Here is a 23,951-nt window from a genome sequence, read left to right as displayed (position 1 = left end):
ACGAGGAGGAAGCATGCTGGATCCTCGGGGGATCTACGAGCTCGACGAGGACGCCGTCGCGCGCCTGTGGCCGAGCCCGCCGGAGCCCGGTGCGGGCCCGGCCCTGCTGCACGCGGTCGCCGGGTTCGTCGACGCGGGCAGTGCGGGGGAGGTCGCCGTCGAGCACCTGCTGGAGATCGGTGAGGTCACGCGTGTCGTGACGTTCGACGCCGACCAGCTGCTCGACTACCGCTCCAAGCGCGCGACGATGACCTTCAGCACGGACCGCTGGTCCGACTACGACGAGCCCCACCTGGTGATCGACCACGTGCGCGACGCCGAGGGCACCGGGTTCCTGCTGCTGCACGGCGCGGAGCCCGACGTCCAGTGGGAGCGCGTCGTGGCCGCGGTCCAGGACGTGGTCGAGCGGCTCGGCGTCTCGCTGACCGTCGGCTTCCACGGGATCCCGATGGGCATCCCGCACACCCGACCGCTCTCGGTGACCGCCCACGCGACCCGCACGGAGCTCCTCGGCGAGCACTCGTCCTGGTTCGGCACCGTGAAGGTGCGGCGAGCCTCGCGGCGCTCCTCGAGCTGCGGCTCGGCCGCGCCGGTCACGACGCCGTGGGGTACACCGTGCATGTGCCGCACTACCTCGCGCAGTCGTCGTACCCGCCGGCCGCCGTCGTGGCCCTCGACCACGTCCAGCGGCTCACGGGTCTCGACCTCGCGACCGGGGGGCTGGCCGGTGCGGCGCAGGAGGCGACCGCCGAGGTCGAGCGGCAGGTCCAGGACTCGGAGGAGGTCGCCGCGGTGGTGCACGCCCTGGAGGAGCAGTACGACGCGTTCGCGCGCGCCGTGGGGCGCACGAGCCTGCTCGCGGAGTCCGCACCGATCCCGACGGCGGAGGAGCTCGGCGACGAGTTCGAGCGGTTCCTGGCCCAGCAGTCCGGGGACTGAGCGCACCCGGCGCCGAGCGCCCGGGAGCGGGCGTCGCCCTCCCGGTGGTGCCGTCGCGCGCCGACCCGACCGGTGGTGCGGCTCTCGTGGAGCGCCGTCCTGTGCGGGTATGTCCGGAAAAATAGCCACGAGACGTCGCCGTCCTCCGTGGCGTAGCACACAGTGTCCGTGCCAGACTGGCACCCGTTGCAGTGGCGTGCTCGCGCACGACCCGGTGGCGAGCACCGTTCCGGCCCCGCCCGGCTGGTCCACCGGCGAAGGACGTGGGACGCGGCACTGCGGCGCACGGGGTGGACGAAGGGTCCGCTCGCTGGTGTCCCCGGATGGACAGAAGGTCAGAGGAACAGCATGGCGCAGGGTTCTGTGAAGTGGTTCAACGCCGAGAAGGGCTACGGCTTCATCGCGCAGGACGGCGGCGGTGCCGACGTCTTCGTGCACTACTCGGCGATCGAGACGCAGGGGTACCGCACGCTCGACGAGGCGCAGCGGGTCGAGTTCGAGATCACGCAGGGCCCCAAGGGCCCGCAGGCGGAGAACGTCCGCCCGCTCTGACGGCCGCGCCCGGCGCCCCCGCGGGCGCCTGCGGTCGCCGCGCAGGAGCCGCGTCCCGACCCCGGGGCGCGGCTCTCGTGCTGTCCGGATCACGATCCGCGGGGCCCGGGATCCGGGCTCCGGGCGCGGACCCGATCAGGCGGCGGGGCCGTGGGCGGGTGCGCCGGCCGCGCCGGTGCGCGTCCGCAGAAGATCCTCGGGCGGGTCCTCGAACGGTGCTGCCGAGCCGGTGAACGTGTCGAGCTCCGGGCCGACGAGGACGCGGGCCGGCACCGGGAGGCTGCGCGACGCGCGCGCCAGGGCCGCGGAGCCGAGGTCCGGGCCGTCGGCTCCGGGACGGACGGCGACGAGCACGACGTTGCCGTAGCGGCGTCCCTTGAGCTGCGCCGGCTCGGCGAGCGCGGCGACGCGTGGCGCGTCGTCGCCGTCCGCCACCTCCCCGTCGTCGGTCGCGGCCACGGCGGCGAGGGTCGCGAGCTCGCGGCGCGCGGCGGTCAGGGGAGGTCGGTCGGCGCAGTTGACGAGGTAGGTGCCCCCGGGACGCAGCACGCGCCGTACGTCGCGCGCGGTGCCGGTCGTGACGAGGTGCGCGGGCGTCGCGTCGCCGGCGAACACGTCACGCACCACCACGTCGAAGGACGCGTCCGGGAAGGTCGTCACGGCGTGCCGCGCGTCGTCCGCCCGCAGCCGCAGCCGGGGCGAGCGCGGGAGGTCGAACCACTGGCGCACGAGCTCGAGCAGCCGGGCGTCGAGGTCGACGCCCACCTGGGCCGAGCCGGGCCGGGTGTGCTCGACCCACCGCGCCAGGCTGCACCCCGCGGCCCCCAGGTGCAGCACGCGTAGCGGCCCGTCCGGGAGGAGGTCGACCACGGCCGCCATCTGCTGCATGTACTCGAACGCGAGGAAGCCGGGGTCGTCGAGGTCGACGTGGGAGCTCGGGACGCCGTTGACGTGCAGCGTCATGGCGCGAGGTCGGTCGGGGTCGCGTTCCAGGCGCGCTGAGCCGGTGCTGGTCGGGACCTCGTCGGCGGGCAGGTCGTCGTCGCGGCGTGCCGCACGGGACCCGCGGCGCCGGGGTGTGGGTGGCTCGGCGGACGCTGTGCGGGAGGTCCGGGGGGCGCGACGAGCCATGGCTCCACCGTACGCGGTACGGGGCGCCGGGACGTGACACGGGTCGAACAGGTGTTCGATAGTGGATCCAGGAGGTGCACCATGGCGCGGAACCCAGCGACAGGTACGGCGGCGGGCACGGGCGGGCACGGGCGGCCCGGTGCGGCGCTGGTCCCGGCGGACGTCCGGCGTCTTCTCGCGCGTGCGGACGCCGAGCTGGTCGCCGCCGCGCTCGCGGGCGACGCCGCCGAGCGGTTCGTGCGCGCGCACCTGGGGGCGCTGCGTGCGGCGGCGGCCGTCGTGGCGCTGCGCGGGCACGCGGAGCGCCGAGGTCGTGCCCGGCCGGTCTGGGACCAGCTCGCCGACGCCGAGCCGTCGCTCGCGGCCTGGTCCGTGTACTTCGCCGGGGGAGCGCGGGTGCGCGCCGCCGTCGACGCGGGGCGGGCGGACGTGGACCCGCGCCGCGCGGACGAGCTCATGGCCTGCGCGGAGGACTTCCGCGACGAGGTCGCGATGCTGGTCGACCCGGACGCCGCGTTCGTCCGCGTCCCCGGCCTGCGCACGGTCGCGTCATGAGCCGTCCGCCGCGCCGGGCGCGGACCGGGGGGCAGGGATGAGCCGCGGCCCGCGGGCCGCCGTCCGCCGGGACTGGGGCGACGACGAGGACGGCTGCTCGATCCTCCACGTCGACATGGACGCGTTCTTCGCGTCGGTGGAGCTCGCCCGCCGGCCCGAGCTGCGGGGCCGGCCGGTCGTCGTCGGCGGTGCGGACCGTGGCGTCGTCCTCGCCGCGACCTACGAGGCGCGCGCGTTCGGGGTGCACTCGGCGATGCCGATGGCGGTGGCCCGCCGGGCGTGCCCGCAGGCGGTCGTCGTGCGCCCGGACCATCGGCGCTACCTCGAGGTGTCCCGGTCGGTGATGGGGATGCTCGGCGAGATCACGGCCCTCGTCGAGCAGGTGAGCGTCGACGAGGCGTTCCTCGACGTCAGCGGTGCGCGGCGCCGGCTCGGCCCGCCGACCGTGATCGGCGCCGCGCTGCGTCGTCGGGTCCTCGCCGAGCACGGCGTCACCTGCTCGGTGGGGATCGCCACGACGAAGTTCGTCGCGAAGCTCGCCTCGACCCACGCCAAGCCGGACGGCATGCTGCTCGTGCCCGCCGGCTCGACCGTCGCGTTCCTGCGGACCCTGCCGGTCGGCGCGCTCTGGGGGGTCGGGGAGCGCACGGAGGGCGCGCTCGCCCGGTGGGGCATCCGCACCGTGGCCGAGCTCGCGGACACCGACGTCGCGGTGCTGCAGGCCGCGGTCGGGAAGGTGTCCGGTGCGCACCTGCACGATCTCGCCTGGGGCCGCGACCCCCGGCCCGTGCAACCGCGCCGGGCGGAGCGCTCCATCGGCGCGGAGACGACGTTCGAGCACGACCTGCGGGACCTGGACGTCGTGCAGCGCGCGTGCTCGAGCTCGCGGACCGGTGCGCGTCGCGGCTTCGTCACCAGGGTCTGGTCTCCCGGACGGTGAGCGTGAAGGTGCGCACGAGCGACTTCCGCACGGTGACCCGGGCCCGCACGCTCGGCGCCCCGACGGACGTGGCGCGGGAGATCTACCTCGTCGCGCGCGAGCTCGTGGCGTCCGTCGACCTGCACGGGCTCGCCGTGCGGCTCGTCGGGGTGCGTGCGGAGGGGCTCGCCCCGCGCTCGGGGGCCCTCGTGCAGCCGACGCTGGAGGAGGCCGTGGGCGAGCACGGCCACGCGCGGCGCCGTGCCGAGGAGGCCGTGGACGCCGTCCGGGGCAGGTTCGGGGTGAGATCGATCGCGATGGGACCGCGCGGGACCCGCTCGACTACCACCCCCGCAGATGTCGAACTATCCTGAGGGTGACACTCGACCACCGCGAAGAAACGGGGTGCTCATGCCTCTGTCTGAGTACGAGCAGCGGGTATTGGAGCAGATGGAGCGAGCGCTCACCTCGGACGACCCGCGGCTGGCGAACACGTTCCACGCACCGCGTCGGCGCTCGGTGCTGCGCTACGTCCTCGCCGGAGCGGGCGTGGTCGGCGGCCTGCTGCTCCTCGTCCTGGGTGCGGCCACGTCGCAGACCTGGCTCGGGGTCGTGGGCTTCGTGCTCATGTTCGCGGGCGTGGTGCTCGTGTTCCAGTCCCCGCGCGGTGCGCGCAAGGGCCCCGTCGGGACCGTCGGCGCCGACGGTCGCGTGCGGCCCTCCGCCCCGAAGAAGCAGGCGGCCCGCCAGCCGTTCCTCAGCCGGCTCGAAGAGCGGTGGGAGCGGCGACGCGAGCAGGGCGGTCGCTGAGCGCACGCTCCACCCCGGCCACCGCGGTCTCGACGAGCGTTCGCAGGCCCGCGGCTCGGGGGACCGCGCCGGGGGCGTAGCGCTCCGTCTCGAGCGCGGTGCAGAGCCCGACGAGCGCCTCGACCGTCTCGTCGTCCAGGCCCGCGCCGGAGCGGGCGTGCACGGTCGAGGCGACGACGGCCGGAACTCCTCGCGGCGTCGTCGACGACGGCCACGTCACCTCGAGCGCCGCGAGCCGTCGCACCAGGTCGCGCCAGGCGTCCTCGGCGTCGTGGATCGCGTGGTCCCGCGTCCGACGGCGGAGCACCAGCCAGGCGGCGGCACCGACGAGCAGGACCACCGTGAGGCCGGCGACGAGCAGCACGGCGCCCCGGTGTCGTCGGCGCCGACCGACGCGGACCCGTCGCCCTCGAAGGTGGGCGCGGGCGAGACGGGTGCTGACGGTTCCGGCTCGGCACCCGGGGTGAGCGCGTCGTCCGGGGCCAGGAAGCCCGGGGTCGCGGTGTTGCCGGTCGGCGTCGCCCAGCGCGGGGCCGGACCGGTCTGCTGCGCGGGCGTCGGCTCGAACCGCACCCAGCCGAGGCCCGCGAAGTACAGCTCCGGCCACGCGTGCGAGTCGCGGCCCGTGACGCGGTAGACGCCGTCGCCCTCGCTCTGGCCGGGCAGGAAGCCCACGCCCAGCCGTGCCGGGATGCCGAGCGTGCGCGCCATCATGGTCATCGACGTCGCGAACTGCACGCAGTAGCCCGTGCGGTGCTGCAGGAAGTCCCACACCGCGTCCCCCGACTCGCCGGGCGGGACCTGGGTCGAGTACGTGAAGGTCGACGTGTCGCGGAAGAAGGTCTGCAGCGCGAGCGCCTGGTCGTACCGCGAGGGCGCGCCCTCCACGACCTGGGCGGCGAGGTCGCGGATCTCCTGCTCGTGCTCCGACGCCGGGACGTCCACGTAGTTCGGGTCGTCCGGGTCGCCGCCCGCCGCCGACCGGAGCGCCTCGGCGTCGAGCGCGCGGGGGTAGGCCGTCACCGCGTACGTCGTCCCGGCGTCCGTCGCCCGGTCGCCGACGACCTCGTCGCGGACGGCGTCGTAGCGCCAGTCGCCGGCCGCGTCGAGGGTGCGGGGCTCGGTGGGCAGCGGGAGCTTCGTGTCCCGCAGCGACTCGAGCGTCAGCTCCAGCCGGGTGGGCGTCTCGCGGGGCGCGTCCTGCGGCCACAGGAGCGTGTCGCCGTCCTCGACCGGCTCGCCGTCGCGGTCGTCGCCCCGCCGCCAGTTCGTGCCGTCGAACCCGGTCAGCGTGAACACGCGCAGCGGGCCGACGTCGTCGCCGTCGGTGCGGTAGCGCAGGACCACCTCGTCGGATCGCTCCGCGAGGTCGCGGCGCATGTCGAGGTCCGCGGAGAGCCGCACCGTGCTGCCCGTCGAGGAGAACAGGCGCGACCACGACGAGGACGCCACCTCGGGCAGCGTCGCGCTCGCCGAGCCGACGCCGAGGGCGACGACGGCGACGGCGAGGGCCGTCCCCACGGCCGTCGCGGCGCGCGCGCCGACCGCCGGCCCGCGGTGGCGGGCACCGTGGTGCGCGACGGCGCGCGGCGCCGCGCGGTGCGGGTTGTCGACGGCGAGCAGCGCCACGAGCGCGGTGACGGTGAGGACGAAGGCGACCGGCGGCACGTCGCCGACGAGGACCAGCCCGGGGATCCACAGCGCCAGGAGGGGGACGCCCACGCCGGCGCCCAGACGCAGTCCTCCCGCCATGAGGTCGGCCACGAGGAAGACGAGGACGGCGCCCCCGACGGCGAGCAGCTCGACGGGGAGGCTGGGGTCGATGGGTGCGACCTCCGCGAGGGTCAGCTCGCGCGCGGTCTGCAGGCGGGTGACCAGGCGCTCGACGTTCGACAGCCCGATGAGCGCGGAGAAGCGGTCGGTCGGCCCGCCGTACAGCCCGAGCAGCGCCCACGCGCCGACCACGAGCCCGGCGGCCGAGGGGAGCAGGGCGGCGGGCGGGGCGAGCGGCTCGCCACGACGCGTGGAGGACCGCTCGAGCGCGTAGCGGGACAGGCCGGTGACCAGGGCGAGCACGAGCAGCGTGCGCACCGCCGTCCGGGTCCACTCGCCCGGTCCGATGACGGTCCCGAGCGCGTAGGTGGAGGCGGCGACGGCGACGGTGACGCAGAGCGTCGTCCCGAGCACGCGTGCCGCGAGCCCGGCGTGGTCCGCGCCGGGTCCTCCCGCCCTCCGGTCGGTCGTCATCGCGCGCCCTCCACGAGCCGGGTCCACGCGCGCTCGACCGGTGTGCCGGCCTCGACCGGCTCGACGTGCCACCCGGTCGCTCGCAGCGCCGTCACGGTGTCGTGCGCCTCCGCCTGGTGCGCCGACGAGCGCGGGAGGACGACGAGGGCCCAGTGCAGCATGTCGCCCGCGAGCGATCCGACGGTGTGCCGCGCCACGGCGCCGAGCGGGCCGAGGACCGCGACGGTGATCTCGCCGGGCCGGCGACCGGTGCGCAGCGCCTCCGCGGTCGCGGCCGCCGCCCGGTCGGTCTCGGACAGCCCGTGGTGGCCCCGGAGGTCGACGGTGGCGTCGAGGACGTCCGCGGGGCCCTCCCCGGCGCGGTTCGTCGTGTAGCCGGAGGTGTCGATCACGGGGGCGAGGGACGTCGGGACGAGCCGGACGGGGTGTCCCGCCTGCAGGAGCGAGACACCGACGGACGCGGCCGTCTCGACCGCCCACTCGCCGTCCGCGAGGGCGTGCCCGCCCCGCGCGACGTCGGGGTGCGGCAGGAGCCCGCGGTCGAGCAGGACGGTGACGGGCGGCAGGCTCGCGCTCTCGTCGGCGCGGACCATGAGCTGACCGTGCCGGGCGGCGCTGGCCCAGTGGACGCGCCGCGGGTCGTCGCCCGTGACGTAGTCGCGCAGCACGGAGTCGTCGCTCGAGGACAGGCGCGCTCCTGTCGTCGACCGCTCCTGCTCGCCGAACGCGCGCGTGCCCCGCACGGGCAGGGACACGGTGCGTGGCCAGACGGCCACCGACGTCGGCTCGCCGAGCTCCTGGGTCGCGCTGACGAGACCGAAGGCGTCGACGCGCGTGACGAGGAGCGGCCCGAGGGGCCAGCGGCCGCGGCGCAGGGGGCGCAGCGCGTACCGCACGGCGACGTGGTCCTCGCGCGTGGTGACCTGCGCCCGCAACGACCCCTGGTCGGACAGCTCGTGGGCGGCCTGCTCGCTGATCCGCAGGCGTGCGAGCATGCTCGCCCCGGCGGCGGTGCGGCGGGCGGCCTCCACGGTGAGCCGCGCCGACGTGACCTGGCCCCGCGTCGCGGGGTTCGGCTGCACGCGCCGGGACACGCGCAGCGCCCCGCGCCCGCGGTCGACGCGGCGCAGGACCATCCAGGCCCAGGCGGCTCCCACGACGAGGACGCCGGCGGCCCCGAGCCCCACGACGTCGGGCAGGCCGAGCGTGACGCCGGTGGCGACGAGGACGGCGCCGGCGACGAGCAGGGCCGCTCCGCGACGGGTCAGGCGCGCGCGGGCGAGCCGGCGGCGCAGGCCGCGCAGCCGCGTCAGGCCGGGGAGGGCGCGCACGTCAACGCCGCTCGGTCGCGTCCCGGGCGGGGATCGGCGTCTGCGCGACGATCGACGACACGACGGCGGGGGCGTCGTGGCCGGCGAGCCGGGCCTCGGTCGTGATGACGAGGCGGTGCGCCAGGACGGGCACCGCCAGGTACTGGACGTCGTCCGGCAGGACGTGGTCACGGCCGGCCATCGCGGCGACGGCCTTGGCGGCCCTCAGCAGCTGCAGCGACGTGCGCGGCGAGGCGCCGAGCCGCAGCGCCGCGTGCCGCCGCGTCGCGGTGACCAGGTCGACCACGTAGCGCTTGACGGACGGGGAGGCGTAGACGGACCGCACGGCGCGGGCGAAGCGGGGGATGGAGGCGCCGTCCGTGACGGGCGTGAGGCGGGCGAGCGGGTCGTCCGCCTCCTGCCGCTCGAGCATCTCGAGCTCGGCGTCGACGTCGGGGTAGCCGACGGTGAGACGGGCCATGAACCGGTCGCGCTGCGCCTCCGGCAGCGGGTAGGTGCCCTCCATCTCGACCGGGTTCTGCGTGGCCACGACGAGGAACGGCCGCGGCAGGAGGTGCGTGGTGCCGTCGACGGTGGTCTGGCCCTCCTCCATGCACTCGAGCAGAGCGGACTGCGTCTTGGGGGAGGCCCGGTTGATCTCGTCGCCGATGACGATGTTGGCGAACACCGGCCCGGGGCGGAACTCGAACTCGTGGTTCGCCGCACGGTAGATGTTGACGCCGGTGAGGTCGCTGGGCAGCAGGTCGGGCGTGAACTGGATGCGCCCCACGTGACAGTCGATCGTGCGTGCGAGCGCTTGGCGAGCGTCGTCTTGCCGACGCCGGGCACGTCCTCGAGGAGCAGGTGGCCCTGCGCGAGGAGGACCGCGACCGTCACCGTGACGAGGTCGGGACGGCCCGTGACGACGGACTCGATCCCCGAGCGCATCCGCGCGGTGGTCTCGACGAGCTCGTCCAGCGCGGCCGGTTCGCGCTCGTCGGGCGTCGCGACAGGGGCGATGTCGGGGAGCACGGGTGACCTCCGTCGTCGGTGGCGCGGGGCTGCGGCCGAGGACCGCAGGTGCCACGAGCCTAGTTGACGCCGCCACCGGTGCCCGACCAGGTCCTCCACCTTCCTCCACCCCGGGGGCCGGTCGGGGCGTGCACGAGGTCGGCGGACGCGGCGGACGACGCGCGGCGCACGCGGGTGGACCGGCTCCCTCCACGTCCCTCCACCGGGGGTGACCTGCGCAGATCCTGCGAACAGGGGTGAAGTTTCCGCGTTTCACCAGGAGCGGTGGAGGGTTGTGGAGTACCGTGGAGGAACTGGGAGCAGGAGGGGAGGTGCCAGGTGCATGTCCGGCTTCGCGGACGAGGTGCTCGGCGGTTCCTCCGGCCTGCTCCTCGGGACCTTCACACCTCGTCTGGACGACAAGGGGAGGCTCATCCTCCCCGCGAAGTTCAGGCCCCGGCTGGCGCCGGGGCTCGTCATGACGCGGGGACAGGAGCGATGCCTGTTCCTCCTGCCGATGGACGAGTTCCGGCGCATGTACGACCAGATCCGGCAGGCGCCGGTGACGAGCAAGCAGGCGCGCGACTACCTGCGCGTGTTCCTGTCGGGGGCGAGCGACGAGATCCCGGACAAGCAGGGCCGGGTCTCGATCCCCGCGCCCCTGCGGGCGTACGCGGGCCTGGACCGCGACGTCGCGGTGATCGGCGCGGGCACCCGCGTCGAGATCTGGGACGCCGAGGCCTGGGAGACGTACCTCGCGGAGCAGGAGAGCGCCTACTCGGACACCGCCGAGGAGGTGTTCCCGGACCTGCGCTTCTAGGACGGTCACGGGCCCCGTCCGGTGAGGTCTCCTCCCGCCCGGTCTGGCGCACTTCCCCGGTGCCAGAAAGGACGCGGAGGGAGACCTGACCGGACGGCCCCGGCCGCGAGCACGACGGCGGGCCGCACGACAGGCACGCACCACCACCACGGCGCAGCAGGCGTCAGGAGCACAGGAGGAGGACCGATGAGCACGACGCCCGACGACGCCGCCGAGCGGCACGTGCCGGTGCTCCTCCAGCGCTGCGTCGACCTCCTGGCGCCGGCGCTGGCCGAGCCGGGGTCGGTCCTCGTGGACTGCACGCTGGGCATGGGCGGGCACACGGAGGCGGTCCTCGAGCAGGTCCCGACCGCGCGCGTCGTCGGCATCGACCGCGACCCGCACGCGATCGAGCGCGCGTCGCGCCGCCTCGCGCGCTTCGGCGACCGGTTCCGCGCCGTGCACGCCGTCTACGACGAGGTCGCCGACGTCGTCGCGGAGGCGGTCGGGTCGCCCGTGCAGGGCGTGCTCATGGACCTCGGCGTCTCGTCGCTGCAGATCGACGAGCGCGACCGGGGCTTCTCCTACGCGCACGACGCCCCGCTCGACATGCGGATGGACCCGACCGGGGGCCGCACCGCCGCGGACGTCCTCAACACGTACGACGAGCGCGCGCTCACGCGCGTCCTGCGGGAGTACGGCGAGGAGCGGTTCGCCCAGCGCATCGCCCGTGCCGTGGTGCGCCGGCGCGAGGAACGTCCGTGGACGCGCAGCGCCGAGCTCGTCGACCTCGTCCGGGCCTCGATCCCCGCCGCCACGCGCACGACCGGTGGCAACCCCGCGAAGCGGACGTTCCAGGCGCTGCGCATCGAGGTGAACGGCGAGCTCGAGGTGCTCGCCCGGGCGGTCCCGGCGGCGGTGGACGCGCTCGCGGTCGGCGGGCGGATCGTCGTCGAGTCGTACCACTCGCTCGAGGACCGCCTCGTCAAGCGCGAGCTCGCGGCCGGCGCGACGGTGAGCGCGCCGGCGGGCCTTCCTGTCGTGCCCGAGTCCGACCAGCCGTACCTGCGGCTCCTGACCCGCGGCGCCGAGGAGGCGCCGCCGGACGAGCGCGAGAGCAACCCGCGGTCGGCCTCCGTCCGGCTGCGGGCCGCCGAACGCGTGCGCCCCACGCCCGCCCACCGACGACCACGCACCACCAGCACGAACCGACCGGACCGACCGGGGGAGAGAACACCATGAGCGCACTGAGGTCCACGGCGGCCGCCCGACCGCTGCCGCGCACCGGGCGCCCCGGAGCGACGCCCGCACCCCGTCCCACGCTGACCGCGCTCCCCGGCGGCGCGACCGAGCGCGGCGCCCGCTCCCGCCTCGAGCTGGTCCGGGCCCCGCTCCACGCGCGCTCGCGCGTCCCGTTCCTCGTCGTCTGCATGTCGGTGCTCGGTCTGGCGCTCCTGTGTGCTCTCCTGGTCAACACGACGATGGCGCAGAACTCCTACGAGATGTCGGGGCTGCGGCGGGAGGTGGGCCAGGTGGAGCAGGACACGCAGCGGCTGCAGGCGCTCGTGCGCGACCAGGAGGCGGCGCTGCACGACACGGCGCGCAGGTACGGCATGGTCGAGTCGCCGGCGCCGGGCATGATCCGGCTGGCCGACGGCGCCGTGGTGCTCGGCGCCGAGGAGGGGGCCGGGCAGTGACGGCCAGGGGCGCCGACGGCGGCAGGGGGCCGCGGGCCACGGCCTCCGGTTCCCGCGGCGACCGCACGTCTCCCCGGGGTGCCGCCGGGGGCGTGTCGCCGCGCGCTGCCGCCCCGCGCACCTCGTCGACAGCGCGCACCTCGTCGACACCCCGCACCCCGTCAGCGCCGCGTGCGGCGTCGGCACCGCGATCGGCGTCGGCTCCGCGCACCACCTCCAGCCGCGCCGCGGCACCGCGGTCCGGCACGAGCCGGGCCGTACCGTTCGGGAGCGGCGCGGCCGCCCCGCCGGCGCGCGGCGGCGGGACCCCGCCCCGCGGGCCGGCGCGTCCCGCGCCCGAGCCGGGACGCCCCGAGCAGCGCCAGCGCTGGCTCATGGGCGTCGCGACGCTCGTCGTCCTGCTCTTCGTCGCGCAGCTGGTCAACGTCCAGGTCATCCAGGGTCCCACGCTCGCGGGCGAGGCGCGCGACGACCGGCTGCGCAGCTCGACGACGCTCGCGCACCGTGGCGACATCACGGACGCGGACGGCGTCGTGCTCGCCACGTCCGTCGACCGCTACACCATCGGCGCCGACCGCACCGCGATCCAGTCCTTCACGCCGGGCAGCCGCACGCTGGCCGACGGGACGCCGCTCGAGGCGGGCGGCGCCGCCGGCGTCGCGAAGCTGCTCGCGCCGGTCCTCGGCGAGTCCGCGCCGGACCTCGCGGCGCGGCTCAACGGCGAGGGGTACGTCGTCCTCGCCAAGGAGGTCACGCCCGAGGTCCAGCGGGAGATCGCCGAGCTGCGTCTGTCCGCCTACATCCGGGCCGACGCGACCAGCGAGCGCAGCTACCCCGCCGCGACCGTCGCGGGCAACCTCGTCGGCTACGTGGACGCGGAGCAGACCGGCATGGGCGGGATCGAGGCCGCGTACGACGACGCCCTCGCCGGCACGCCCGGCTCGCGGGAGTGCGAGGCCGGTCGCGGAGGCGAGCTCATCCCCACCGGGCACTGCGAGACCGTCGCGGCGGTGCCGGGGGAGGACGTGCGCCTCACCGTGGAGCGCGACGTGCAGTGGAAGGCCCAGGACTCCGTGGACCGCGCCGTGCGCGAGTCCGGCGCCGACTTCGGCATCGCCGTCGTGCAGGACACCCGGACCGGCGCGATCCTCGCGCTCGCCGACTCCGGGACGGTCAACCCCAACGACCGGTCGACCGCCGCGGTCGCCCGCCCGAGCCGCGCGGTGTCCAACATCTTCGACCCCGGCTCCACCGGGAAGGTCGTCACGATGGCCGCGGCGCTCGAGGGCGGCTTCGCCGAGGCGGACACCCAGTTCGAGGTGCCGTACTCCTACACGACGCCGAACGGGCAGACGTTCAGCGACTCGCACGAGCACGGGCTGGAGCGGTTGACGCTCGCGGGCGTCCTCGCCGAGTCCTCGAACACCGGGACGGTCCAGGTCGGCGAGCGCATCCCGAAGCAGGTGCGCTACGACTACCTGCACAAGTTCGGCTTCGGCCAGCCCACGGGGCTCGGCCTGCCCGGGGAGTCGGCGGGCATCCTGCACCCCGCGGAGTCCTGGGACGGGCGCACCGAGTACGCGGTGCTCTTCGGCCAGAGCGTCTCGGTCAACGCGGTCCAGGCCGCGAGCGTGTTCTCGACCGTCGCGAACGGCGGGCTCCGCAGCGCGCCGCGGCTCGTCGCCGGCACGACGTCGCCCGACGGGACGTTCACCCCGGCCCCCGTCGAGGAGCCCCGGCGCGTGGTGTCGCAGGAGACCGCCGACACGGTGCTGCGGATGATGGAGTCGGTCGTCGAGGAGGGCACGGGCGCGGCGGCGGAGGTGCCCGGCTACCGGATCGCGGGCAAGACCGGGACCGCCGAGGCGGCCGGGGCCGACGGGCAGCTCTCGGGGATCATGGCCTCGTTCATCGGGGTGGCGCCCGCCGACGACCCGCGCTACACCGTGGGCGTCTTCCTCAAGAACCCCCGCACGTCCATCTACGGCGGCGTGGTCGCGGCCCCGGTCTTCAGCGAGATCATGGGCTTCACGCTCGAGCACCAGAACGTCGGGCCGAGCACCGAGCCGTACGTCCCGCTGCCCACGACGTGGTGATCGCCGGGTCCCGCCGGCGCGGTCGTGGTGAAGGTCCCGTGAAGCGCACCGCGACGCCCCCGGCGTGGCCGGGCGACGCGCACCGGCACGGTAGGTTCTTCACGTGACATCCCCGATCGACCGCATCCGTCCTGCCGCGGCCACCCGCCGCACGGTCGGGGACGCGGCGGTCCGGTTCGGTCTGCGGGTCGTGGGCGGCGCCGCGTCCTCGGATGCCGAGGCGGTCGAGGTCTGGTCCGTCGCCTCCGACGACCGCACGGCGGCCGACGGCGACCTCTTCGTCGCGCTGCCCGGAGCGCGCGCGCACGGGGCGCGGTTCGCTCCCGCCGCCGTCGAGCGCGGCGCCCGCGCCGTCCTCACCGACGAGCGTGGCGCGTCCTTGCTGAGCGAGGCGGAGGTGCAGGTGCCCGTCCTCGTCGCGGAGGACCCGCGGGCGCTGCTCGGCCCGCTCGCCGCGTGGGTGTACGGCGGCCCCGCCGAGCGCCTGACGACGTTCGGCGTGACGGGGACGAACGGCAAGACGACGACGACGTACCTGCTCGACCACGCCCTGCGCGCGCTCGGGTGGAAGGGCGGTCTCGTCGGCACCGTCGAGATGCGCTCGGGCGACCGGGTGCTGCCGAGCCGGCTCACGACCCCCGAGGCCGCGGACCTGCAGGCCATGCTCGCCGCCATGCGCGAGGACGGCGTCGACACCCTGGCGATGGAGGTCTCGTCGCACGCGCTCGCCCTGCACCGCGTCGACGGGCTCGTGTTCGACGTGGCGGGCTTCACGAACCTCAGCCAGGACCACCTGGACTTCCACGGCGACCTCCCGGCGTACTTCGAGGCCAAGGCGGCGCTGTTCACCCCCGAGCACGCGCGTCGCGGCGTCGTGGTCGTGGACGACGCCTGGGGCGAGCGGATGGCGGACGTCGCCCGCATCCCCGTCGCGACGCTGCGTGTCGCCGCACCCGACGGCCCGGTCCCCGGCGGTCCGGACGGGTCGGGCCGGCTGCGCGACGCCGACTGGACCGTCGTGGACGCCGTGCAGGAGCGTGACGGCGGCACGTCGTTCGCCGTGCGCCACCGCGACGGGCGACAGGTGCGCACGCTCACGTCGCTGCCCGGTCCGTTCAACGTGGCCAACGCGGCGCTCGCCGTGGCGATGGTGCTGGAGGCGGGGACCGACGCGCGCGACCTGGAGGACGCGCTCGCCGCCGCGGGCGGGCTGTCCCCGGCGGTGCCGGGGCGCATGGAGGTCGTCTCGACGGCGCCGCACGCGCCGCGCGTCGTCGTGGACTTCGCGCACAACCCCGACGCGCTCGCGCTGGCCCTCGAGGCGCTGCGCCCGACGACGCGCGGCCGCCTCGCCGTCGTGTTCGGCGCGACGGCGACCGCGACCGCGGCAAGCGGCCGACGATGGGTGCGGTGGCGGTCGACGGCGCGGACGTCGTCGTCGTGACCGACGACGACCCGCACGGCGAGGACCCGGCGGCCGTGCGCGCCGAGGTGCTGCCGGGCGCGCTCGCGGCGCGCGACGCGGCGCGGGGCGCTGCGGAGCCGCGCGACGTCGTCGTGCAGGAGGTCGCGCCGCGAGCACGCGCGATCCGCGAGACGATCGCGGCGGCGGGCCCCGACGACACGGTCCTCGTCGCGGGCCGTGGGCACGAGGTGTGGCAGGAGATCGCCGGCGTGGACCACGCGCTCGACGACCGCGTGGAGGCGCGGGCGGCGCTCGCCGCGCGCGCGGCGGGCGCCGGCCGGCACGAGACGACGCACGACCTGAAGGAGCACCACGCATGATCCAGCTCACTGCGGCCGACGTGGCCGCAGCGACGGGCGGTCGCCTGTCCGCCGACCCCGGTCTGCAGGTGGAGGGACCGGTCGTCGTCGACTCGCGCCGGGTCGTGCCGGGCGCGCTGTTCGTCGCGCTGCCGGGCGAGCGGGTCGACGGTCACGACTTCGCGGCGGGTGCGGTCGAGGCCGGTGCGGCGCTCGTGCTCGCCGCGCGCGAGCTCGAGGTGCCCTGCGTCGTGGTCGAGGACGTGCAGGCCGCGCTCGGTGAGCTGGCGCGCCACTCCTCGCGCGGCTGCGCGAGGACGGGGAGCTCCGTGTCGTCGCGGTCACCGGGTCGGTGGGCAAGACCACGACGAAGGACCTGATGGGCCAGCTGCTGCGGGCGCAGGGGCCCACGGTGGTGCCGCAGGGCTCGTTCAACAACGAGATCGGCCTGCCGCTCACGGTGCTCGAGGCCGACGCCTCGACGCGCTTCCTCGTCCTCGAGATGGGCGCGAGCGGCGTCGGGCACCTGACGTACCTCACGCGCATCGCGCCGCCGGACGTCTCGGTCGTGCTCACGGTCGGCAGCGCCCACCTCGGCGAGTTCGGCGGCATCGAGGGCGTGGCCCGCGCGAAGGCCGAGATCGTCACCGGGCTCGCGCCGGGCGGCACGGCGGTGCTCAACGCGGACGACCTGCGCGTCGTCGCGATGGCCGACGTCGCCCCCGGCGAGGTCGTCACGTTCGGCACCATCCCGGCGGCGGACGTGCGCGCCGAGGACCTGAGCGTCGACCGGGCCGGGCGCGCCGCGTTCACGCTCCGCGTGCGCGCACGGGGCGAGGAGGTGTCGCGTGCTCCCGTGTCCCTCGCGCTCGTCGGCGAGCACCACGTCACCAACGCGCTCGCCGCGGCGACCGCCGCGCTGCGCCTGGGCGTCGCGCTGCCGGACGTCGCGGCCCGGCTGTCCGACGCGCGCGCCGTCAGCCCGCACCGCATGCAGGTCACCGACCGCGCCGACGGCGTGACGGTGATCGACGACTCCTACAACGCCAACCCCGACTCGATGCGCGCGGCGCTCAAGGCCCTCGCGGTCGTCGCGGGGCGCGACCGCCGCTCGGTCGCCGTCCTCGGCGAGATGCTCGAGCTGGGCGACGACGCGCGTCGCGCCCACGAGGAGATCGGCCGGCTCGCGGTGCGGCTGAACATCAAGCTCCTCGTCGCGGTCGGCGAGGGCGCCGGGGGCATCCACGACGGCGCGGTCCAGGAGGGTTCCTGGGGCGAGGAGACGCTGCACGTGGCCGACGTCGACGCCGCCGCCGCGCTCCTGCGCGACGAGCTGCGCGAGGGCGACGTCGTGCTCGTGAAGGCCTCCAACGGCTCCGGCCTGTGGCGTCTCGGCGACGAGCTGGCGGCCGCGGGGGCCCCCGGCGCGAGCGGGACGCGCGGGGAGAGCGCATGATCGCGGTCATCGTCGCGGCGGGCGTGTCGCTGCTCGTCGCGCTGTTCGGCACGCCGCTGTTCATCCGCTTCCTCGTGCACCGCAACTACGGCCAGTTCGTGCGCCAGGACGGCCCGACGGCGCACTTCACCAAGCGCGGGACGCCCACCATGGGCGGCGTCGTCATCATCGGTGCGACGCTGCTCGGCTGGGCGGTGTCGTACGTGGTGTCCGGGAGGTTCCCGAGCGTCTCGGCGCTGCTCGTGCTCTTCCTCATGACGGGCCTGGGGCTCGTCGGCTTCCTCGACGACTTCACGAAGATCAAGAAGCAGCGCAGCCTCGGGCTCACCGCGCGCGCGAAGATCGTCGGGCAGGGCGCCGTCGGCATCACCTTCGCGGTCCTCGCGCTGCAGTTCCCGAACGAGCACGGGCGCACGCCCGCCTCGACGCGCATCTCGTTCCTGCGCGACACCAACATCGACCTCGCGTTCGCCGGTGCCACCGTGGGGCTGATCCTGTTCGTCATCTGGGCGAACTTCCTCATCACCGCCTGGTCGAACGCGGTCAACCTCACCGACGGGCTCGACGGCCTCGCGACGGGCGTGTCGCTCATCGTCTTCGGCACGTACATCCTCGTGGGGATCTGGCAGCTCAACCAGACGTGCCAGCGGCTCGCGTCGGCCGGGCCGCGGTGCTACGAGGTCCGCGACCCGCAGGACCTCGCGATCGTCGCCGCCGCCGTCATGGGTGCCTGCTTCGGGTTCCTGTGGTGGAACGCGAGCCCCGCGAAGATCTTCATGGGTGACACGGGGTCGCTCGCGCTCGGCGGCGCGCTGGCCGGCCTGTCGATCCTCTCGCGCACGGAGATCCTCGCCGCGATCATCGGCGGCCTCTTCGTCATCATCGTCGTGTCGGACATCATCCAGATCGGCTTCTTCAAGATGACCGGCCGCCGGGTGTTCAAGATGGCTCCGCTGCACCACCACTTCGAGCTGTCCGGCTGGGGCGAGGTGACGATCGTCATCCGGTTCTGGCTCATCGCCGGCCTGTTCGCGGCGCTCGGCATGGGCGTGTTCTACGCCGAGTGGGTGGTCGGGTAGTGCGTCACCGCCACGACCTCGCGGTCCCGCTCGAGGACGCCCGCGTCCTCGTCGCCGGCCTCGGCGTGTCCGGGCGGGCGGCCGCCGCCGCGCTGCGCCCCCGCGCGGGCGCCGTCGTCACGCTCGACGACCGCGCGGACGACGCCGACCTGCACGACGCCGCGGCCGTCGACCTGGGTGACGTCGACCTGGTCGTGGTCTCCCCGGGGTGGCCGCCGAGCCACCCGCTCCTCGCGCACGCGGGGGAGCGCGGCGTGCCCGTGTGGAGCGAGGTGGAGCTCGCCTGGCGGCTGCGCGTGCCCGGGCCGTCGGGCGAGCCCGCGCCGTGGCTCGCGCTGACCGGGACGAACGGCAAGACGACGACCGTGGAGATGCTCGAGACGATCCTGCGCACCGCGGGCCTGCGCGCGGCCGCGGTCGGCAACGTCGGCGCCCCGGTGGTCGAGGCCGTGCTCGACCCGACGCTCGAGGTCCTCGCCGTCGAGCTGTCGAGCTTCCAGCTGCACTTCACGCACACGACGTCCCCCGAGGCCGGTGCCGTGCTGAACGTCGCGCCCGACCACCTCGACTGGCACGGCGGGCTCGACGCCTACGCCGCCGACAAGGGCCGGGTCTACGAGGACGCCCGCGTCGCGTGCGTGTACAACGCGGCGGACGCGCGGACCGAGGCGCTCGTGCGCGAGGCCGACGTCGTCGAGGGCGCGCGCGCCGTGGGCTTCACGCTCGGCGCCCCGGCTCGGGGCCAGCTCGGCGTCGTCGAGGACGTGCTCGTGGACCGGGCGTTCCACGCACCGGCCGACGCGCGCGACCGGCACGCGACCGCCGCCGAGCTCGGCACGCTGGCCGACCTCGCGCACCTCGCAGGCCCCGACGGCCGCGTGCCCGCCCACGTCGTCGCCAACGCGCTCGCCGCGGCGGCCCTCGCGCGGGCGCACGGCGTCCCCGCGGTCGCCGTGCGCGACGGGCTGCGCGCGTTCCGCACGGGCGCGCACCGCATCCAGCAGGTCGCGGTCGTCGACGGCGTCGCGTACGTCGACGACTCGAGGCCACGAACGCGCACGCCGCGTCGGCGTCGCTCGCGGCGTTCGCCCCCGGCACCGTCGTGTGGGTCGCCGGGGGGCTCGCGAAGGGCGCCTCGTTCGACGAGCTCGTCGCCGCGCGGGCCGACCGCCTGCGGGCGGTGGTGCTCATCGGTGAGGACGCCGAGCCGTTCGCGGGTGCACTGGCCCGACACGCGCCGGATATCCCCGTGGTGCGTGTCGACCCTGGCGACACTGGGACCGTGATGCCCCGCGCCGTCGACTCCGCCCGCCGTCTCGCCCGCCCCGGCGACACCGTGCTGCTCGCGCCCGCCGGGGCCTCGATGGACCAGTTCCGCTCCTACGCCGCGCGCGGGGACGCGTTCGCCGACGCGGCCCGGGCCCTGCCCGAGCACGGGTCGCCGTGACGCAGACCGTGGGCGCCGGGGAACGGCCGCGCGCGGCACGTCGCGCGCTGCGTCCGGGCGCGCGAGCGCGCGCGTCCCGCGCGGCAGCGGCGCGGCGACGCCGCAGCCGCCGGCCGAGCGGCAGTGGCTCGGGCAGTGGAACAGCACCGTGACGAGCTACTACCTGCTGGTCGGCGCCACCGGGCTCCTCACCGTCATCGGCCTGATCATGGTGTTCTCGAGCTCGGCCGTCACGGAGATCGCGGCCGGGAACTCGCCGTTCGCCGCGCTCGTGGGCCAGGGGAAGTTCGTCCTCATCGGCCTGCCCGTGCTGCTCGTCGCGGCGCGCCTGCCCGTGCGCTGGTACAAGGCGCTCGCCTGGCCGGCACTCCTCGTCTCCGTGGGGCTGCTCGTCGCCGTGCTGTTCGTCGGGGACAGCCGCGGCGGGAACACGAACTGGATCCCGCTCGGGTCGTTCTCGTTCCAGCCGTCGGAGATCGCCAAGCTCGCCCTCGCGCTGTGGCTCGGGCTCGTGCTCGGTCGCAAGCAGCACCTCCTCGGCCGGTGGTCGCACGTGATCGTCCCGGCGGTGCCGGGGGCACTCGCCGTCGTCGGCCTCGTGCTCGCGGGCCACGACCTCGGCACCGCTCTCGTCATCATGCTCCTCGTGGCGGGAGCGTTCCTCGTCTCCGGGGCGAGCACGCGCCTGCTCGCCCTCGGGGCGGCCGTGGCCGCGTTCGTCGTCGGGTACGGCTTCATCCTCAACCAGGACGGCGGGGACCGGCTGGGCCGGATCATGGCCACCTACGGCGAGTGCACGGACAGGCTCGGCGAGTGCTACCAGTCGCTGCACGGGCTCTGGGCGCTCGGCACGGGCGGGTTCATGGGCGTCGGCCTCGGCGCGAGCCGGGAGAAGTGGAGCTACCTGCCCGAGGCGCACAACGACTACATCTTCGCGGTCATCGGCGAGGAGCTCGGGCTGCTGGGCTCGCTCCTGGTCCTCGGGCTGTTCGTCGTCCTCGGCCTCGCGATGAGCCGCGTGGTGCGCCGCCACCCCGACCCGTTCGTCAAGATCGCCACCGCGGCGATCGCGTGTGGGTCGTCGGGCAGGCGTTCATCAACATCGGCGTCGTCATCGGGCTCCTTCCCGTCATCGGCGTCCCGCTCCCGCTCGTCTCCGCGGGCGGCACCGCGCTCATCATGACGATGGCGGCCCTCGGCGTGGTCATCTCCTTCGCGCGCTCCGAGCCCGGTGCGGCCGAGGCGCTCACCGCCCGGGGCAGCGCGGTGCGGCGGTCCCTCGCGGTCGTCGGCCGGGCCGCGCGGCCGCGCCGCCGCACCACCACCTGACCGGAGGGCAGGCGGCCGTCCACGGCCGTCGCCGAGGACCTGCACGACCGCCACCACGACGACATCCAGCAGACGACATCCAGCACGACGACATCCAGCACGACGACATCCAGCAGACGACCACGACGACCAGGACGCGGCACCGGCCGCACGGGAAGGGACGACGAGGCACGTGACGAACATCGGTGCGGTGGTGCTCGCGGGCGGCGGGACGGCGGGGCACGTGAACCCGCTGCTGGCCGTGGCGGACGAGCTGCGCTCGCGCGAGCCCGGCCTGGTCGTGACGGCGCTCGGCGTCGCCGGTGGCCTCGAGGACGACCTGGTGCCCGCGCGCGGGTACCCGCTGCGCCACGTGCCGCGCGTCCCGCTCCCGCGCCGGCCCAGCGCCGAGTGGCTCGACCTGCCGGGCCGCTTCCGCGCGGCGGTCGACGCGGCCGGCGCCGCGATCGACGAGACGGGTGCACGCGTCGTCGTCGGGTTCGGCGGCTACGTCTCGACACCCGCCTACGTCGCGGCGCACCGGCGCGGGGTGCCCGTCGTCGTGCACGAGCAGAACGCCCGCCCCGGTCTCGCCAACCGCGTCGGGGCACGGTGGGCCGCGCGCGTCGGCCTCACCTTCCCGGACACGCCGCTGCGGGGCGGCGTGGTCACCGGCCTTCCCCTGCGGCGCGAGATCGCCGACCTCGTCGCGGCCCGCGCGAGCGACGCGCGCGCGTGCGCGAGCAGGCCGCCGCGCGTCTCGGGCTCGACCCGGCCGCACGGACGCTCGTCGTCACGGGCGGGTCGCTCGGGGCCCGCAGCCTCAACGAGGCCGTCTCGGGCGCCGCCGCGGAGCTGCTCGCGGCCGGGGCCCAGGTGCTGCACCTCACGGGCAAGGGCAAGGACGGACCCGTGCGCGAGGCGGCCGCGCGGGCGGCGCGGCCGGGCGCCCCCGCCTACGACGTGCGCGAGTACCTCGCCGAGATGCAGCTCGCGCTCGCGGTCGCGGACCTCGTCGTGTGCCGCGCGGGGGCCGGCACCGTGAGCGAGCTCGCGGCGCTCGGCGTCCCTGCGGTCTACGTGCCGCTGCCGATCGGCAACGGCGAGCAGCGCCTCAACGCCGCGCCGGTGGTCGACGCCGGGGGCGGCCTGCTCGTCGACGACGCCGCGCTGGACGCCGCGTGGGTCGCGCGCGAGGTCCCGGCGCTCCTGCGCGACGGCGCCCGGCTCGGTGCCATGGCGACGGCCGCCGCGGGCGCCGGGGTCCGCGACGGCGCGGCCCGGGTCGCGGACCTCGTGGCGGACGCCGCCGGGGGGCGGCCGTGACCGGTCCCGCGGCGTCCGTGACCTCGCTCGACGCGCTCGGCACGGTCCACCTCGTCGGCGTCGGCGGGGCGGGCATGTCGGTCGTCGCGCGCCTGCTCGCCGCGCGCGGGGTCCCGGTGCAGGGCTCGGACGCGCGCGAGAGCGACACGCTCGCGGCGCTGCGCGCCGACGGCGTCCGCGTCTGGGCCGGCCACGACGCCGCGCACGTGGCCGGGGCGGACACCCTCGTCGTGTCGAGCGCGGTGCGCGAGACCAACCCCGAGCTCGCCGCGGCACGCGCCGCCGGCCTGCGCGTGCTGCACCGCTCCGAGGCGCTCGCCGCGCTGATGGCTCAGAGCCGCGCGGTGGCCGTCGCGGGGGCGCACGGCAAGACGACGACGTCGGCGATGCTCGCGACGGTCCTGCGCGGGGCCGGCCTGGACCCGTCGTTCGCGATCGGCAGCACGGTCGTCACGGCGGGCGGGCCCGTGGCGGGCGGGCACCTCGGCCGCGGGGACGTGCTCGTGGCCGAGGCGGACGAGTCGGACGGGTCGTTCCTCAACTACGCGCCCGACGTCGCCGTCGTGACGAACGTCGAGCCCGACCACCTCGACCACTACGGGTCGCGCGAGGCGTTCGAGCAGGCGTTCGTCGACTTCGCCGCGCGCGTCCGGCCGGGCGGCGTGCTCGTCGCGTGCGCCGACGACGCGGGCTCGCTCGCGCTCGCCCGCGCGCACGCCGCGCGCGGCGGTGCCGTCGTGACGTACGGCTCGAGCGCGGACGCGGACCTGCGCGTCCACGACGTGCGGCCTGAGGCGGACGGCGGCGTCGGCGCGACGCTCGAGGGCGCCGTCGCCGACCACGTCGTCGGACCGGCACGGCTGCGGCTGCGCGTGCCCGGCCGGCACAACGTGCTCAACGCGACCGCCGCGGTGGCGGCCGCGGTGCTGCTCGGCGTCGCGCCCGCCGACGCGGTGGGCGCGGCCCACGACTTCCTCGGCACGGGCCGCCGGTTCGAGGCACGCGGTACCGCGGGGGGCGTGCGCGTGGTGGACGACTACGCCCACCACCCGACCGAGATCGCGGCACTCCTCGCCGCCGCCCGGCCCGTGGCGGGGGACGGGCGCGTCGTCGTGCTGTTCCAGCCGCACCTGTACTCGCGCACGCGGGCCTTCGCGCGCGAGTTCGCCGACGCGCTGGGTGCGGCGGACCTCGTCGTCGTCACCGGCGTGTACGCCGCCCGTGAGGACCCGGACCCGACGGTCGGCGCCCGCACCGTCGCCGACCTCGTGCGGCCCGGCGTGGCGAGTGCCGTGGAGAACCGCCTCGAGGCGGCGCGCGTCGTCGCCGAGGCCGCCCGCCCCGGCGATCTCGTGCTCACGGTCGCGCCGGCGACGTGACCGAGCTCGGACCGGTCGTCCTGGACGTGCTCCGCGCTCGCACCCCAGGCGGGCGATCTCGTGCTCACGGTCGCGCCGGCGACGTGACCGAGCTCGGACCGGTCGTCCTGGACGTGCTCCGCGCTC

General features: G+C 75.8%; 13 protein-coding genes and 8 pseudogenes. 17 read left to right on the top strand and 4 right to left on the bottom strand.

From position 1 onward, the window contains the following. Positions 1 to 13: 13 nt before the first annotated feature. Positions 14 to 939, top strand: a pseudogene (locus BJF88_RS15710) (PAC2 family protein). Between the two features lie 348 nt (positions 940 to 1,287). Then, positions 1,288 to 1,491 (top strand): cold-shock protein, encoded by a 204-nt coding sequence (locus BJF88_RS15705; protein WP_069387931.1) that lies wholly within the window; start codon positions 1,288 to 1,290, stop codon positions 1,489 to 1,491. 135 nt (positions 1,492 to 1,626) lie between these two features. Here BJF88_RS15705 and BJF88_RS15700 read toward each other — a convergent pair whose 3' ends face one another. Beyond that, positions 1,627 to 2,454 carry a spermidine synthase gene (locus BJF88_RS15700; RefSeq protein WP_369824640.1) on the bottom strand — a complete coding sequence of 276 codons (828 nt, stop codon included), beginning with the start codon at positions 2,452 to 2,454 and terminating at the stop codon, positions 1,627 to 1,629. Positions 2,455 to 2,703: 249 nt separating this feature from the next. Here BJF88_RS15700 and BJF88_RS15695 point away from each other — a divergent pair, with 249 nt between their 5' ends. The 3 genes and pseudogenes from BJF88_RS15695 to BJF88_RS15685 all read left to right on the top strand — a co-directional run bounded on the left by BJF88_RS15695 (position 2,704) and on the right by BJF88_RS15685 (position 4,906). Continuing rightward, positions 2,704 to 3,177 carry an SAV_6107 family HEPN domain-containing protein gene (locus BJF88_RS15695; RefSeq protein ID WP_158068961.1) on the top strand — a complete coding sequence of 158 codons (474 nt, stop codon included), beginning with the start codon at positions 2,704 to 2,706 and terminating at the stop codon, positions 3,175 to 3,177. A gap of 37 nt (positions 3,178 to 3,214) precedes the next feature. Continuing rightward, positions 3,215 to 4,470, top strand: a pseudogene (locus BJF88_RS15690) (DNA polymerase IV). A 37-nt stretch (positions 4,471 to 4,507) separates the two neighbouring features. Further along, positions 4,508 to 4,906 (top strand): DUF3040 domain-containing protein, encoded by a 399-nt coding sequence (locus BJF88_RS15685; RefSeq protein ID WP_075829538.1) that lies wholly within the window; start codon positions 4,508 to 4,510, stop codon positions 4,904 to 4,906. A gap of 216 nt (positions 4,907 to 5,122) precedes the next feature. On the opposite strand, the gene BJF88_RS15680 is transcribed toward BJF88_RS15685, so the two are convergent. The 3 genes and pseudogenes from BJF88_RS15680 to BJF88_RS15670 form a co-directional block, all read right to left on the bottom strand. After that, the gene (locus BJF88_RS15680; protein WP_139316111.1) at positions 5,123 to 7,153 is read right to left on the bottom strand and encodes a DUF3488 and transglutaminase-like domain-containing protein; all 2,031 of its coding nucleotides are present in this window, start codon (positions 7,151 to 7,153) and stop codon (positions 5,123 to 5,125) included. Further along, positions 7,150 to 8,484, bottom strand: coding sequence for a DUF58 domain-containing protein (locus BJF88_RS15675; RefSeq protein ID WP_255372099.1), 1,335 nt, complete (start codon positions 8,482 to 8,484; stop codon positions 7,150 to 7,152). The genes BJF88_RS15680 and BJF88_RS15675 overlap by 4 nt, the downstream gene beginning before the upstream one ends. Before the next feature lies 1 nt (position 8,485). Then, a pseudogene (locus tag BJF88_RS15670) lies at positions 8,486 to 9,411 on the bottom strand (AAA family ATPase). Between the two features lie 448 nt (positions 9,412 to 9,859). Here BJF88_RS15670 and mraZ point away from each other — a divergent pair. The 12 genes and pseudogenes from mraZ to murC all read left to right on the top strand — a co-directional run bounded on the left by mraZ (position 9,860) and on the right by murC (position 23,825). Next, complete coding sequence (gene mraZ / locus BJF88_RS15665; protein ID WP_075829536.1) at positions 9,860 to 10,294, top strand: division/cell wall cluster transcriptional repressor MraZ; 435 nt, start codon at positions 9,860 to 9,862, stop codon at positions 10,292 to 10,294. Positions 10,295 to 10,480: 186 nt separating this feature from the next. Next, complete coding sequence (rsmH, locus tag BJF88_RS15660; RefSeq protein ID WP_075829482.1) at positions 10,481 to 11,515, top strand: 16S rRNA (cytosine(1402)-N(4))-methyltransferase RsmH; 1,035 nt, start codon at positions 10,481 to 10,483, stop codon at positions 11,513 to 11,515. Beyond that, the gene (locus BJF88_RS19285; protein ID WP_075829481.1) at positions 11,512 to 11,970 is read left to right on the top strand and encodes a hypothetical protein; all 459 of its coding nucleotides are present in this window, start codon (positions 11,512 to 11,514) and stop codon (positions 11,968 to 11,970) included. The genes rsmH and BJF88_RS19285 overlap by 4 nt, the downstream gene beginning before the upstream one ends. 374 nt (positions 11,971 to 12,344) lie before the next feature. Further along, positions 12,345 to 14,066: a penicillin-binding protein 2 gene (locus tag BJF88_RS15650; RefSeq protein WP_255372098.1), complete on the top strand. Its 1,722-nt coding sequence runs from the start codon at positions 12,345 to 12,347 to the stop codon at positions 14,064 to 14,066. A gap of 103 nt (positions 14,067 to 14,169) precedes the next feature. Beyond that, positions 14,170 to 15,851: pseudogene (locus BJF88_RS15645) on the top strand (UDP-N-acetylmuramoyl-L-alanyl-D-glutamate--2,6-diaminopimelate ligase). Continuing rightward, a pseudogene (murF, locus tag BJF88_RS15640) lies at positions 15,848 to 17,286 on the top strand (UDP-N-acetylmuramoyl-tripeptide--D-alanyl-D-alanine ligase). The pseudogenes BJF88_RS15645 and murF overlap by 4 nt, the downstream one beginning before the upstream one ends. Next, positions 17,283 to 18,365: a phospho-N-acetylmuramoyl-pentapeptide-transferase gene (gene mraY, locus BJF88_RS15635; protein WP_075829535.1), complete on the top strand. Its 1,083-nt coding sequence runs from the start codon at positions 17,283 to 17,285 to the stop codon at positions 18,363 to 18,365. Before murF ends, mraY begins: the two are co-directional and overlap by 4 nt. Beyond that, positions 18,365 to 19,812 (top strand): annotated as a pseudogene (murD, locus tag BJF88_RS15630) (UDP-N-acetylmuramoyl-L-alanine--D-glutamate ligase). The gene mraY and the pseudogene murD overlap by 1 nt, the downstream one beginning before the upstream one ends. Positions 19,813 to 20,020: 208 nt before the next feature. Continuing rightward, positions 20,021 to 20,976 (top strand): annotated as a pseudogene (locus tag BJF88_RS15625) (FtsW/RodA/SpoVE family cell cycle protein); the annotation flags it as partial. Positions 20,977 to 20,991: 15 nt separating this feature from the next. Then, positions 20,992 to 21,141 (top strand): hypothetical protein, encoded by a 150-nt coding sequence (locus tag BJF88_RS23860; RefSeq protein WP_369824653.1) that lies wholly within the window; start codon positions 20,992 to 20,994, stop codon positions 21,139 to 21,141. 172 nt (positions 21,142 to 21,313) lie between these two features. Continuing rightward, a pseudogene (gene murG, locus BJF88_RS15620) lies at positions 21,314 to 22,446 on the top strand (undecaprenyldiphospho-muramoylpentapeptide beta-N-acetylglucosaminyltransferase). Beyond that, positions 22,443 to 23,825, top strand: a complete 1,383-nt coding sequence (gene murC / locus BJF88_RS15615) for a UDP-N-acetylmuramate--L-alanine ligase (protein ID WP_075829479.1) — start codon at positions 22,443 to 22,445, stop codon at positions 23,823 to 23,825. The pseudogene murG and the gene murC overlap by 4 nt, the downstream one beginning before the upstream one ends. The last annotated feature ends 126 nt before the right edge of the window (positions 23,826 to 23,951 follow it).

The sequence above is a fragment of the Cellulosimicrobium sp. CUA-896 genome, assembly GCF_001942335.1.
Classification (GTDB): Bacteria; Actinomycetota; Actinomycetes; order Actinomycetales; family Cellulomonadaceae; genus Cellulosimicrobium.
Note: the sequence above shows the minus strand (reverse complement) of the source record. Positions and strands in the feature narration are given on the sequence as shown.